A 12,552-nucleotide genomic window follows, 5' to 3' on the forward strand; every position below is an offset into this window, starting at 1 on the left:
TGCGCATCGCATTTGGCCTTGCTGGCGTGCAAACCCGCCCCTAGCGTCGCTGCATGGTGGGGGACAGCATTCTTGACAGTGGATATTCGTGGCGACGGCTGATGCTGTCGCTGGCGATTTCCATTGTCGGCAACGTGGGCATGTGGGCGGTGATCGTCGTGCTGCCGTCCATGCAGGCCGAATTCGGTCTGGCCCGGGCCGACTCGACCATTCCCTACACGCTGACGATGGCAGGCTTTGCCCTGGGCAATGGCCTGATCGGGCGCGTGGTGGATCGGTTCGGCATCACCTGGGCCCTGACCGGCGCGGCCCTGGCACAGGGGCTGGGCTTCCTGGCGGCGGCGATCTTCCCCGGGTTCTGGGGCGTGACCTTCCTTCACCTGGCGGTCGGCCTGGGTGCGGCCGCCTGTTTCGGGCCGCTGATCGCCGATGTGTCGCTGTGGTTCCTGCGGCGCCGGGGGATTGCCGTGGCGCTGATCGCCTCGGGCAACTACCTGTCGGGCGCGATCTGGCCGGTGGTGCTGTCGGGTGTCCTGGCCGAGGGCGGCTGGCGGGCCGTCTATACCATCATGGGCTGGGCGATCCTTGCGGTCGTCATCCCCGGCGCGATCTTCCTACGCCGCCGCCTGCCCGAGGAGGCCATGGCGACCTCGGACGCGGCCAGTTCGGCCCGCGCGCGGGCAACCGGATTTTCGCCCAACATGCTGACGATCCTGCTGGGCCTCGCGGGCATCGGCTGCTGCGTCGCGATGTCGATGCCGCAGGTCCATATCGTCGCTTTCTGTGTCGACCTGGGCTATGGCCCGGCCGTGGGCGGGCAGATGCTGTCGCTGATGCTGCTGGGCGGCGTCGCGTCACGCATCCTGTCGGGCCTGGTCGCGGACCGGATCGGCGGGGTCATGACCCTGCTGATCGGATCGGTCGCACAGACCCTGGCGCTGGTGCTGTACCTGCCGTCGGACGGGCTGATGTCGCTGTATGTTGTGTCCACCGTCTTTGGCCTGTCACAGGGCGGCATCGTGCCGAGCTATGCGGTGATCGTACGTGAATACCTGCCCGCGCGCGAAGCCGGGTCGCGGGTCGGGATCGTCATCATGACGACGATCATCGGCATGGCACTGGGCGGCTGGCTGTCGGGCTGGATCTACGACGTGTCCGGCAGCTATTTCCTGGCCTTCGTCAACGGCATCGCCTGGAACCTGATGAATGTCGGGATCATCCTGCTGATCCTGATGCGGACCCGGCGCGCCAGCATGGTCCCGGCCTGAGGATAGGGGGCGCCGCCCCCTCGGCGCGGATCGCGCCTCACCCCCGAGGTATTTGAAACCAGAAGAAGATCAGGGCGCATGCCTGCGTTCTTCTGGTCACAAATACCTCTGCCGGAGGCATCGCGCCGCCAGGCGCGATCCCTGTCACAGGTCCTGGAAATCCGCCCGCCCGAGGTGCTTTTCCCCCCGCGCCCGCGCCAGCGCGATCTGCTTCTGCCGCTCGCGGAACCGCGCCTTGTCGGCCTCCGAAGTCTCATCGATGCAGTGATGACAGGAGACGCCGTGTTCATACTCGGCCCGCTGCTGATCTTCCGGCAGGATCGGGCGGCGGCAGGCATGGCACAGCTTGTGCGGGCCTTCCGCCAGCCCGTGCCCGACCGAAACGCGCCCGTCGAAGACAAAGCAGTCGCCCTGCCAGGTGCTGTCGTCCTGCGGCACCTCTTCGAGGTATTTCAGGATCCCGCCCTTCAGGTGATAGACGTCCTCGACCCCCTGGCCGATCAGGAAGTTGGTCGATTTTTCGCAGCGGATGCCGCCGGTGCAGAACATCGCGATCCGCTTGTTGTGGAAGCGGTCCTTGTTGGCCTCCCACCAGGCGGGGAAGTCGCGGAAGCTTTCGGTCTTCGGGTCGACCGCGCCCTCGAAGGTGCCGATGGCGACCTCGTAACCGTTGCGCGTGTCGATCACCGCCACGTCGGGCGACCGGATCAGCGCATTCCAGTCCGCCGGATCGACATAGTGGCCGACGCGGGCGCGCGGATCGACGTCCGGTTGGCCCATGGTCACGATTTCACGTTTCAGGCGCACCTTCATCCGGCCAAAGGGCTGGTCGGCGGCGGTGCTTTCCTTCCACTCCAGATCGGCGCAGCCGGGCAGGGCGCGCACATGCGCCAGCACCGCGTCGATGCCTGCGCGGGACCCGGCGATGGTGCCGTTGATCCCTTCACCGGCCAGCAGAAGCGACCCGGTCACGCCTTCGGCCCGGCATAGCTCAAGCAGCGGCCCTTGCAGCGTGGCGGGGTCGTCGAACCGGGTGAAATGATAGAGCGCGGCGATGGTGAACATGCCGCGCGAAATACGCCCATGCGGCCCGCCTGACAAGGGACAGGCGGCGGACAGGCGGTCGCGCCCTAGCGGTGCCGACCGATCAGGTCCGCCAGCTTGTCGAGGTGCGATGACAGGTACTTGCGCGTATCCGCGTCGGTGATCCGTCCGCCTTCGACCTTGCCGCCGATGCCGGTGATCGCCACCTCGCCCCCGGTGACAAAGACCGCCCCCGCGATCGAAAGCACCTGCCGCAGGTGGTAGTTCGCCGAAATCCCGCCCAGCTGACCGGGCGACTGGGTGGCGATCAGCGTCGGTTTGCCCGCCAGCGGTGCGCCCGGTTCCTTCGACAGCCAGTCGATGGCGTTCTTGATCACCGCCGGAAAGGACCGGTTGTATTCCGGCGACCCGACGATAAGCCCGTCGGCCTGCGCGATCTTTTCGGCAAAGGCGCGGACCTCGGCCGGGCCGTGATCGCCGTCGCGCAGGTCGGCGTTGTAGAAGGGCAGGTGCCCGATCTCGATCAGCTCGACCGTCATGCCCGAAGGCGCCAGGTCGACCAGCGTGTCCATCATCTGGCGGGTGAAGGCGCCCTCGCGCAGCGAACCGGTCAGCCCGGCGATTGTCATGTCGGCCATGTCGTGTCTCCTTTTGCGCTAAGATATGCCGCGCGGCGCCCCTGTCCATCTGCCGCCCCGAGAGAGCCACCCTGCGCCAGGGCACAGCCGATTGACCCCCGATCCCGGCCTGCTAGGGTCGCGCCACCCAGACAGGAGCCTGCCATGACCCGTGCCCTCATCGTCATCGACGTCCAGAACGATTTCTGCCCCGGCGGCGCATTGGCCGTGACCGAGGGCGACCTGATCGTGCCCGGCATCAACGAACTGATGGCCGATTTCGACGCGGTGATCCTGACGCAGGACTGGCACCCTGCGGGCCATTCCTCATTCGCCTCTTCGCACGACAGACGCGCCCCGATGGAGATGATCGAGATGCCCTACGGCCCGCAGGTGCTCTGGCCCGACCACTGTATCCAGGGGTCGCATGGCGCGCTGTTTCATCCCGACCTGACCGTGGACCGCGCCGATCTGATCATTCGCAAGGGCCACAACCCGGCGATCGACAGCTATTCAGCCTTCTTCGAGAACGACCACCAGACGCCCACGGGGCTTGAGGGCTACCTGCGCACGCGCGGCATCGAGGATCTGACCATGGTCGGCCTCGCCACGGATTTCTGCGTGAACTTCTCGGCGGTGGATGCGGCCAAGCTGGGCTTCCGCGTCACCGTGCGCGAGGACCTGTGCCGGGGGATCGACCTGAACGGGTCGATGGCCGCCGCGCATGCGGGCATGGCAGAGGCGGGCGTCATCCTGGCGTAGGCGTCCGGCCTGCCGGTCCGGCCGCGATGACTTGCCAAGGGCCGCGTGCACCTGCTTTAACCCCTTGGACCGACAGGAGAAGCCGATGACCGATCTCGCCACACGCGTCTGGAACCACCGCTGGAAGATCGACCCGATCGTCCGGTCCCTGATCGATACCGATTTCTACAAGCTGCTGATGTGTCAGTCGGTTTTCCGCAACAAGCCCGACACGACGGTCACCTTTTCGCTGATCAACCGGTCGAAACACGTCCCGCTCGCCAAGCTGATCGACGAGGGAGAGCTGCGCGAGCAGCTGGATCACGTGCGGTCGCTGTCCCTGACGCGCGGCGAGTCGACCTGGATGCGCGGCAACACCTTCTACGGCAAGCGCCAGATGTTCCGCCCCGACTTCATGGAGTGGTTCGAGAACCTGCAGCTGCCGCCCTACCACCTGGAACGCGTCGGCGATCAGTACGAACTGACCTTCGAGGGCAAGTGGCCCGAGGTCATGCTGTGGGAAATCCCCGCGCTTGCCATCCTGATGGAGCTGCGCGGCCGCGCGATCCTGGACCAGATGAAGCGGTTCGAACTGCAGGTGCTCTATGCCCGCGCGATGACCAAGATCTGGGAAAAGATCGAACACCTGCGCGACATCGACGGCCTCCGCATCGCCGATTTCGGCACCCGGCGGCGGCATTCGCACCTCTGGCAGGACTGGTGCGTGCAGGCGATGATCGAAGGGCTGGGTGACAAGTTCACCGGCACCTCCAACTGCCTCATCGCCATGCGCCGCGATCTTGAGGCCGTGGGCACCAACGCCCATGAACTCCCCATGGTTTACTCCGCGCTGGCCCCCGACGACGCGGCGCTGGCCCGCGCGCCCTACGACGTGCTAGCCGATTGGCACGAGGAGCATTCGGGCAACCTCCGCATCATCCTGCCCGACACCTACGGCACCAAGGGGTTCCTTGAGAACGCCCCTGACTGGCTGGCCGGCTGGACCGGCATCCGCATCGATTCCGGAGACCCCGCCACCGGCGCCGAGACCGCCATCAACTGGTGGAAATCCCGAGGAGAGGACCCGCGCCAGAAGCTCGTCATCTTCTCCGACGGGCTGGACGTGGAGAAGATCCAGGAGCTGCACCGCCAGTTCTCCGGCCGCGTCCGGGTGTCGTTCGGCTGGGGGACGCTGCTGACGAACGACTTCCGCGGGCTGGTCGAGGGCGACGCGCTGGCGCCGTTTTCGCTGGTCTGCAAGGCGGTTGCGGCGGACGGACGGCCGACGGTCAAGCTGTCGGACAACCCGGAGAAGGCCATGGGGCCGGCGGGGGAGATTGCGCGGTATAAGCGGGTTTTCGGGGTTGGGGAGCAGCGGGCGATGGAGGTTGTGGTTTAGAATTAATTGATATGGAGTTGTCAACCGACCTTAATGCCGACATATTTATGTGAATTTTCTTCTTTCGCTATCTCATGCGCGAAAAGGAGAGTGATTTGAGGTCGGTACTTTCATTGATATTTCTGCTTGTAGTTTCAGCTTGTGGAACGACGTACGTGTTGCCGAAGGCGGATGACGGCGTGACAAATCAGGCAACGGCTATGTTCGAGGAAGCTCGAGCAGACACTGTTCGGAAACTTACATCGCCGAGCGCGGCGAGCACTAGATTTCAGAGAGTCGCGCGTCGCGTTGCGCCAGTGGCTGCCGCTCTGTGTTCGCAGGAGTTGGCACGAGAAAAGCCGGTTGATTGCAACGTGGCTCTTGAGGTGGATTCCAAGCTGCAGGACCGGAACGCATACTTTACCTATAAGAAAGCGGGCAACAAATTGCCTGTAATTCGCTTTTCAATGCCATTGTTGCAGGATGTCAAAAGCGACGACGAGCTGGCTTTCATTCTTGGTCATGAATATGGCCATTTGATAGGTCAGCATATCCAGAAGCAGCAGCAACAGCAAATCGCCGGTGCTCTTATTCTCGGAGCCATCAGTGCTTACACTCAGGCGTCGGCAGCATCGTACGGCGGATATTACGATTCTGACGCGGTAAGTCGTGACGTAGAACTCGGGGCGCAGATCGGTGGAGCCGCATTCTCAAAAACATACGAACTGGAAAGCGATATGCTCGGGACCAGGATCGCGCATCGTGCAGGTTACGATCCAGTCGAGGGAGCCAAATTCTTTGCACGCAAAGAGGCGGTAAAAACCAAGTCCGGTCAGTTGTCTTTCTGGGGAACTCATCCAGCGGATAGCGAACGCGTTGCTGTCGTTCTCGCTACGATGAAACAGATTGAAGGCAAGCAAGCGCTATCCAAAAAGCAAAACTAAGAGCGACTACTTCCGCGAACAAACAAGATGTGGCACGATGGAAAGCGCGCCACATCTTCGCAGCCGTAGGGTGCGTGCTCGCACGCACCACCCGCCGCCCCGCCATCGGTGCGTGAAATCACGCACCCTACCGCCCCATCTCCCTAACCCTTCTCCTCAAATCCATCCGCTGGTGCACCACGTCCACCACCACGACCGCCCCGTCCCGCTCCACGCACACCACGTAATGCCCGCCCGCCCGCGCGAAGCGGAGCCCCTCCGCCCCCGGCACCAGCACGTTGCAGCCCTGCGTCACCGCCTCCCCGGCCGCAATCGCCTCGCAGCAGTCCAGCAGTTCCGCCTCATAGGTCTCTGCCTGCGCCGGTCCGAACGTCTCGTAAGTCCAAAGCGCGATCTCCGTCAGGCTGTCCTCCGCCTGCCGGGTCAGCCGCCACGGTCGGGTCACGCCCGATCCCGCGCCTTCGCAAAGGCCCGCCGCACGGCTTCGGTCCCGCTACCCTCGGCCAGCTCCCCGGTCTCCGCTTGACGCAAGCCTTCCGCCAGCCGCGCCCGCAGATCCGCCGTCCCGGCCTCCTCGGCCTCCAGCAGCCGCAATCCGGCCCGCAGCGCCTCGCTCGCATTCTGGTACCGGCCAGAGGCGACCAGGCGACCGACCAACTGTTCCTGCTGATCCGTCAGAACGACATTGCGTGTGGCCATCGACGCCTCCTGTGAACGATCATTGGCAATATATGCCAAAACGCGCCCAATGTGTAGGGAATGCCTCACCGGTCCAAACTGAGCGCAGCGTCCGGCCCGAGGGTGGCGCAATAGCGCCGCCCTGGGGGGCGGGTCGGCGCTGCCCGGCGCATCCGCCGGGCGGGACACATGAACGGTGTTCCGCGTAGGGCGGGGTTCACCCCGCCGCACCCGGCCCGGATCAATACACGCGGCCCGACCCGGAACGGCGGGGTGAACCCCGCCCTACCTCTCCCACCCGCGCCCTTCCTTCACCTCGGACCGGGCCTTCTTCGCTTCCACCCGCTTCCGCTTCTGGTTGGCCGAGACCTTCGTGGGGATCCGCCGCTTCGGCGCGACCAGCGCCTTCCGCACCAGCTCCGCCAGCCGCTCCCGCGCGATCTCGCGGTTCCGGGCCTGTGACCGCTCCGACGACACCTGCAGCACCAGCGCCCCGTCCTTGGTCCAGCGCCGCCCCGCCAGCCGCCGCAGCCGGCGTTTCACAGGATCAGGCAGCGACGGCGAGCGTTCGGCCTCGAACCGCAGTTCCACGGCCGAGGACACCTTGTTCACGTTCTGCCCGCCGGGGCCCGAGGACCGAACGAACTGCTCCGTGATCTCCCAGTCCTCGATCTGTATCTGATCCGTGATGCGCAACATCCTGAGGGTTCCGAAGCTACCGATAACGTGCCGACGTGATACCGAGGTAATACCCACGCCCGTTCAAACAAGCAAAAGGGCCATCCGATCGGATCGGATGGCCCCCTTTGAGTTCAGGAGGTGCGCCGGTTAGGCGTGCACCAATCTGGTCAGTGTTTCCCCGAGGGCTGCCTCAGGTCGTTTCCTTCCAGACTGTTCCGACACCTCTCTCCGTAATCCCAATAGACACTAGAGCACCTCCTTTCATCTGTTTCCGATGACTCAAGGGTGCCACAGATTTCGTGTCTGTCAAAAGAAATCACGCTACTTGTGGTGAAAGTTTCGCGACAATTGCACGGAAAGGCAGCAGGGCCAGGATCGCGAGGCTCAGCTTGACCATCCAGTCGGCCACCGCCAGCGACACCCAGAGCGGCACCACGGGCCCCACGCCCAGCAGCGGCAGCGCCTCACCAGCCCAGCTGACGTCGTTCGCCGGCTCCAGGAAAACAAGGGCACCGGAGAAGGCGACGGTGAAGAAAATGGCCGTGTCGAGCGTCGATCCGACCAGCGTCGAGGCCAGCGGTGCGCGCCACCAGCGGCCCGAGCGGAGCCGGTCGAAGATTGCGACGTCCATCATCTGGGCGACGAGGAAGGCAAGACCCGAGCCGAGCGCGATGCGCCAGGTCACGAGGGGCCCGAATTCGCCCATGATCTGCGTGCCGATCAGCGAACAGATCACGCCGACGACGAAACCGATGAAGACGACGCGCCGCGCGGGGCCTGCGCCGTAGACACGGTTCATCACGTCGGTGACGAGGAAGGCGATGGGATAGGTGAAGGCACCCCAGGTCAGCCACTGTCCGAAGAGGAACTGAACGAGGATGTTGGAGGCCACAACGACGGCGGCCATGGCGATTACGCCAGGAAGGATGCGGGTCATATCTGATACCGTTTTTTAGACAAGGTCGCGGAGACTTGTGTGCGACGCCCGAGCAGAAGCGACGCGGGGCGGGTGTTAGTCCGCCCCGGCAGGCTTGGCAAGCGTAATCTCGACAAATCCGCCGGGCAGGAACGACAGCTGGTTGTCGTCAGCGACCATCGTGGCGCGCAAGGTCCCGTCGCCGGCCTGCCAGACCGAAAGCCCTTCAAGGTTGCCATGCGCCCGGTGCGAGGCCCAGACGATGTCCCCGGTCATCAGGCCCTCGTCCAGGAGATCGACCCGACGGATGCGCGACCGGAACCCGTTGAGGCCGATCCGCCGCTCAAGCACGTAGAGCTTGCCATCGGGGCCGAAGTCCGCGCCGGTGGCCAGGAAACGGTCGGTTCGGACAAGGTTGCCGATCCGCCGCCAGTCGCCATTTTCCAAGCGAAAGACCATCGTGTAGGCGGGAAGTTTGACGGGGCGCTCCATGATGATCACCGGGCGGCCCTGCGCGTCGATGGCCAGCGCTTCGAACCCTGCATTGCCAGCGGCATTGCCCATTGGCGGGATCGGCGGCAGCAGCGTCCCGCGCAGCGCGTCGTCGAATATCACGACCCGATACTGGTTTTCGAACGACACCATCAACCGCCCGTCTGCCGTGAGAGCCAGCCCTTCGGCGTCGTTCCAGGCGCCCACGTAGAACCGGCCCTTCCAGTCGCGCATCTGGTCCACACCCGTCACCGTAGCGCCGGTCAGCACGCCATCCTGCCGCTGGAATTGGCCGCGCACGACAAGGTTGCGATCGCCGATGGCGGTGTAGCCACTGCCGTCGGGCAACACGACAAGGCCCGACAGGCCGCCGACGTAGTCGGGGCCTCCGGTGATTTCGATCGTTTCGGTGTTCAAGACGCTCCAGGCCCAGACCGTCAGGCACAGGACGGTCGCAAGGCCTATCGCGACTGCAGGACGTCGACGCATTGCCCGGGCAGGTCCGCCAGTGTCAGTTCGCGGCGCGGCTTGGGCTTGGGCGCGTTCGGGTCCGGCGGCGGCGGGTTCAGGATGTTGCGCACCCATTGTTCCGCATCGGCGCACCCGTCACCCGGCGGCGGCGGGGCCTGGTTCACGCAGCCGCGCATCCCCGAGGGGCAGCTCAGCCGGACGTGGAAATGATAGTGATGTCCGTACCAGGGCCGGACCTTGCGCAGCCAGGACCGGTCGCCCTTTTCGTCGTTGCACATCTGCACCTTGGCGCCGGGAAAGACGAAGATCCGCGCGACCCGCGGGTCGCTTGCGGCGGCCTTGAGCACCTGGTGATGCTGCGGGGTCCAGTCGGAATTCACATAAGCCCCGTTGGCGCGCCGCATCGAGATCGAGGAGATGTTCTCCCGCTCGGACCGGCTCAGGTTGAGCCGCTTGGGCGGCAGCATCCAGATATCCGCGTCCAGCCCGATCTGGTGCGAGGCATGGCCGGTCAGCATCGGGCCGCCGCGCGGTTGTGCCAGGTCGCCGATGTAAAGACCCGACCAACCGGGCTGCTGGGCGGCCTTGGCGGACAGGGTCTGCAGATAGTCGATCAGCTCGGGTTGGCCCCAGTTGCGATTGCGCGACAGCCGCATCGCCTGCCAGGTCGGTCCGGTTTCGGGCAGCTGCACGGCCCCGTCCTGGCAGCCCTTGGCATAGCCGCCGTAGGCCTGTGGCCGGTTGCCACTGGCAAAGGACATCGCGCCGAACAACTGCTTGGCGGGCTTGCCGCGCATCGAGGCCGGGATTTCCTGCTTCGAGGACACCTGCGCCCGGTCGCCGGTATCGCCGCCACAGGCGGCGATCAGCGTGACCAGGGCAAGGGCTGCAAACGTTCGGATCATCTTGTCGGTTCTCCTTCGCCGTTGACCCACCGTAGCAGGATGAGCCCGCAGAGGAACAGGAAGATCACCGGCGAAACCCCGATCTGCGCATTACCGCTGATCGCGGTCGTGACGGCAATCAGCATCGGGGCAAGGAAGGCCGTGGCGCGCCCCGACAGGCCGTAAAGTCCGAACAGCTCGGTCGAATTCGCCTCGTCGCAGTGGCGCGTCATCAGCGATCGGCTGGCCGCCTGCAGCGTGCCGCCCATGCCGCCGATGAAAACGCCGCAGACGAAGAACAGGATGTTGGGCACGTTGGTGCCTTCGCCCAGGTCGATCCCGAAGGCGGTGGTCGGCGTGAGGTTGATGATCACGAAGCTGACCAGGATCAGGACGATGATGGCGGTCGTCACCACGGGCTTGGGCCCGAACCGTCGATCCGCGATCCCGCCGAGATAGCTGAAGACCGCCGCCCCGGTGGCCGAGACGACCCCGAAGACCCCGATCAGCACCACGGGCCAGTTCAGCACCAGCGTCGCATAGGTGCCGCCAAAGGCATAAAGCCCGTTCAGCGCGTCGCGGTAGAGCATCGACGAAATCAGGTAGTTCCGCAGGCTCAGCCGCTGACCGAGACCCCTGACCGACGCGACGACGCTGCGCACCGCCGCGCCGAAGCTGGCCTTGCGGTAATCCGTCCGAACCTCGCGCACCCATAGGAAATAGGGCACCATGAAAAGCGCATACCACAGCGCGGCGATCGGCCCGGTGATCCGCGTACCTTCGCGCCCCGCGGCATCAAGCCCGAAGGCCGGGTCGAGCCCGATCAGCGTCTTGCCGTTCGGCTGTTCGACGAACAGAAGCAGCACGATCGCCAGGCACAAAAGCCCGCCCGCATAGCCGAAAGCGAAGCCCGAGCCCGAGATCTTGCCGACCTCGTCCCGTGTGCCCAGGCCGGGCAGTTGCGAATTCGTGAAGATATAGGCGTATTCCGCCCCCACGAAGCCCAGCCCGAAGGCCGCCAGCATCCAGGTCAGGTTCGACGCGCCCGGATCGGTGAACCACAAAAGCGCGGCGCCCACCACGTACATCAGGCTGAAGCCGGTGATCCACGGCATCTTGCGCCCGGTGCTGTCGGCCATGGCTCCGAAGAAGGGCGCGCCAAGGCCGATGATCAACCCGTAGATCGCCGTCCAGGTCGCCCAGAGGGTCTGCGCCTTGGCGTCCGCCACGCCTTCCTCGAACCCCAGGCCCAGGAAATACGTTGCGGCGGTGGCGGCAAGGAAGGGGCCGAAGATGAAGGTGTTGAGGACGGTGTGATAGGGCTGACTGGCCCAATCGAAGAAATACCAACCCCAGATGCGTTTGCGCAAAGACATGTCCGGCCCCCTGTTTAGGCCGATATGATCCGGATTGACCCAAGGGGGCAAGAAAATCCTTTGTAAAACCGGGGGTCAGACCCGCTCGGGCGGCCAGGGGCGGGTGTCGTCGGCGGCGAAAAGCGCCGCGACCCAGTCGGGCAGGGCGGGTGAGGTATCCTCGACCCCCAGCTCTCTCAGGATGTCGTCGGTTGGCACGATCTTGCCCTTGCCGACCAGCGCGGTGCGGAAGATGCCGTGATTGGCGCAGGTGCCGTCCACGGTCCACATCGACTGTTCGATATAGACGAACCGGTGATCCCAGCCCAGCAGCCGCGACTGCATCTCGATCCGTTCAAGGTTGGTCAACCGGCGGCGATAGCGCACCACCGATCCGGCCACGGTCAGCCCCCACTTGCGCTTGCGCAGCACGCGAAACAGCCCCGACCGCATGGCGAACGGAATGCGGCCGAGATCGAAGATCGACAGGGTGCGGCCGTTGTTGAGCTCGGACATGAAGTCCAGATCCCAGGGCCAGATCCGGTGGTGCGACACATGCACATCGCGCAGGCCAAGCGGCGGGGCCTTGCGGAACTTGATGACTTCCTTGGCGAGACGGATGAAGGGGTACATGGGTGCGGCTCCTGACTGCCTTCGATCTCGGTCCGGTTGACGCGAAGGTCAAGTTGCGACCCTGCGTCAAAGCTTTCTCAACCCTTCGCGGGCACAACGGCTTGCCTAAATGCCCGCCCGTCCCTAGGTAGATAACGCCCGAAGCCCAAGGAGACCCGGATGCAGTCGCTACTTCAGATCCTGATGCTGATCCTCGATATCGTCTGGTTCTTCATCATCGCCCACGTGATCATGAGCTGGCTGATCTCTTTCCAGATCCTGAATGTCCGCCAGCAGTTCGTCGGCCAGATCTGGTACGGTCTGAACCGTCTGCTTGAACCGATCTACGGGCCGATCCGGCGTATCCTGCCGCCCATGGGCGGCCTGGACCTTGCGCCGCTGGTCGTGCTGGTCGGCGTCTACGCCCTGCGGATCATCCTGATCAACAACGCGGCTGCCTTTTACTGACGG

15 protein-coding genes are annotated in these 12,552 nt (G+C 64.7%); 5 read left to right on the forward strand and 10 right to left on the reverse strand.

Annotated features, from left to right (window positions below; all coding sequences use genetic code 11):
* Positions 1–53 precede the first annotated feature (53 nt).
* Positions 54–1,268 (forward strand): MFS transporter, encoded by a 1,215-nt coding sequence (locus tag E4S58_RS00595; protein ID WP_136634387.1) that lies wholly within the window; start codon positions 54–56, stop codon positions 1,266–1,268.
* A gap of 144 nt (positions 1,269–1,412) precedes the next feature.
* Here the strand turns inward: E4S58_RS00595 and trhO are convergent, their stop codons facing one another.
* On the reverse strand, positions 1,413–2,333 hold the full coding sequence (gene trhO, locus E4S58_RS00600; RefSeq protein ID WP_136634388.1) for an oxygen-dependent tRNA uridine(34) hydroxylase TrhO: 921 nt from the start codon (positions 2,331–2,333) through the stop codon (positions 1,413–1,415).
* Between the two features lie 65 nt (positions 2,334–2,398).
* The gene (locus E4S58_RS00605; protein ID WP_136634389.1) at positions 2,399–2,950 is read right to left on the reverse strand and encodes an NADPH-dependent FMN reductase; all 552 of its coding nucleotides are present in this window, start codon (positions 2,948–2,950) and stop codon (positions 2,399–2,401) included.
* 144 nt (positions 2,951–3,094) lie between these two features.
* Here E4S58_RS00605 and pncA point away from each other — a divergent pair, with 144 nt between their 5' ends.
* The 3 genes from pncA (at position 3,095) to E4S58_RS00620 (ending at position 5,992) form a co-directional block, all read left to right on the forward strand.
* On the forward strand, positions 3,095–3,691 hold the full coding sequence (pncA, locus tag E4S58_RS00610; RefSeq protein WP_136634390.1) for a bifunctional nicotinamidase/pyrazinamidase: 597 nt from the start codon (positions 3,095–3,097) through the stop codon (positions 3,689–3,691).
* A gap of 85 nt (positions 3,692–3,776) precedes the next feature.
* Positions 3,777–5,069, forward strand: a complete 1,293-nt coding sequence (gene pncB, locus E4S58_RS00615) for a nicotinate phosphoribosyltransferase (RefSeq protein WP_136634391.1) — start codon at positions 3,777–3,779, stop codon at positions 5,067–5,069.
* A gap of 95 nt (positions 5,070–5,164) precedes the next feature.
* Complete coding sequence (locus E4S58_RS00620) at positions 5,165–5,992, forward strand: M48 family metalloprotease (RefSeq protein WP_240789420.1); 828 nt, start codon at positions 5,165–5,167, stop codon at positions 5,990–5,992.
* A 127-nt stretch (positions 5,993–6,119) separates the two neighbouring features.
* Here E4S58_RS00620 and E4S58_RS00625 read toward each other — a convergent pair whose 3' ends face one another.
* The 8 genes from E4S58_RS00625 to E4S58_RS00660 all read right to left on the reverse strand — a co-directional run bounded on the left by E4S58_RS00625 (position 6,120) and on the right by E4S58_RS00660 (position 12,102).
* Positions 6,120–6,437, reverse strand: a complete 318-nt coding sequence (locus E4S58_RS00625) for a type II toxin-antitoxin system RelE/ParE family toxin (RefSeq protein WP_136634393.1) — start codon at positions 6,435–6,437, stop codon at positions 6,120–6,122.
* Entirely contained in the window at positions 6,434–6,691 is a 258-nt protein-coding gene (locus E4S58_RS00630; protein ID WP_136634394.1) for a type II toxin-antitoxin system ParD family antitoxin, read from the reverse strand. Before E4S58_RS00630 ends, E4S58_RS00625 begins: the two co-directional genes overlap by 4 nt.
* A gap of 264 nt (positions 6,692–6,955) precedes the next feature.
* A complete protein-coding gene (gene arfB / locus E4S58_RS00635; RefSeq protein WP_136634395.1) occupies positions 6,956–7,369 on the reverse strand; it encodes an alternative ribosome rescue aminoacyl-tRNA hydrolase ArfB in 414 nt (137 codons plus the stop codon).
* 298 nt (positions 7,370–7,667) lie between these two features.
* Positions 7,668–8,288, reverse strand: coding sequence for a queuosine precursor transporter (locus E4S58_RS00640; protein ID WP_136634396.1), 621 nt, complete (start codon positions 8,286–8,288; stop codon positions 7,668–7,670).
* Positions 8,289–8,363: 75 nt separating this feature from the next.
* Positions 8,364–9,248, reverse strand: coding sequence for an esterase-like activity of phytase family protein (locus tag E4S58_RS00645; protein WP_169052565.1), 885 nt, complete (start codon positions 9,246–9,248; stop codon positions 8,364–8,366).
* Entirely contained in the window at positions 9,221–10,135 is a 915-nt protein-coding gene (gene mepA, locus E4S58_RS00650) for a penicillin-insensitive murein endopeptidase (protein WP_136634398.1), read from the reverse strand. Before mepA ends, E4S58_RS00645 begins: the two co-directional genes overlap by 28 nt.
* A complete protein-coding gene (locus E4S58_RS00655) occupies positions 10,132–11,490 on the reverse strand; it encodes an MFS transporter (protein ID WP_136634399.1) in 1,359 nt (452 codons plus the stop codon). The genes mepA and E4S58_RS00655 overlap by 4 nt, the downstream gene beginning before the upstream one ends.
* Before the next feature lie 75 nt (positions 11,491–11,565).
* A complete protein-coding gene (locus E4S58_RS00660; protein ID WP_136634400.1) occupies positions 11,566–12,102 on the reverse strand; it encodes an acyl-CoA thioesterase in 537 nt (178 codons plus the stop codon).
* Between the two features lie 159 nt (positions 12,103–12,261).
* Between E4S58_RS00660 and E4S58_RS00665 the strand changes: the two genes are divergently transcribed.
* Entirely contained in the window at positions 12,262–12,549 is a 288-nt protein-coding gene (locus E4S58_RS00665) for a YggT family protein (protein ID WP_136634401.1), read from the forward strand.
* Positions 12,550–12,552: the final 3 nt, after the last annotated feature.

It is taken from the genome of Pseudooceanicola onchidii (genome assembly GCF_004959925.1).
In the GTDB taxonomy this organism is placed as follows: Bacteria; Pseudomonadota; Alphaproteobacteria; order Rhodobacterales; family Rhodobacteraceae; genus Pseudooceanicola; species Pseudooceanicola onchidii.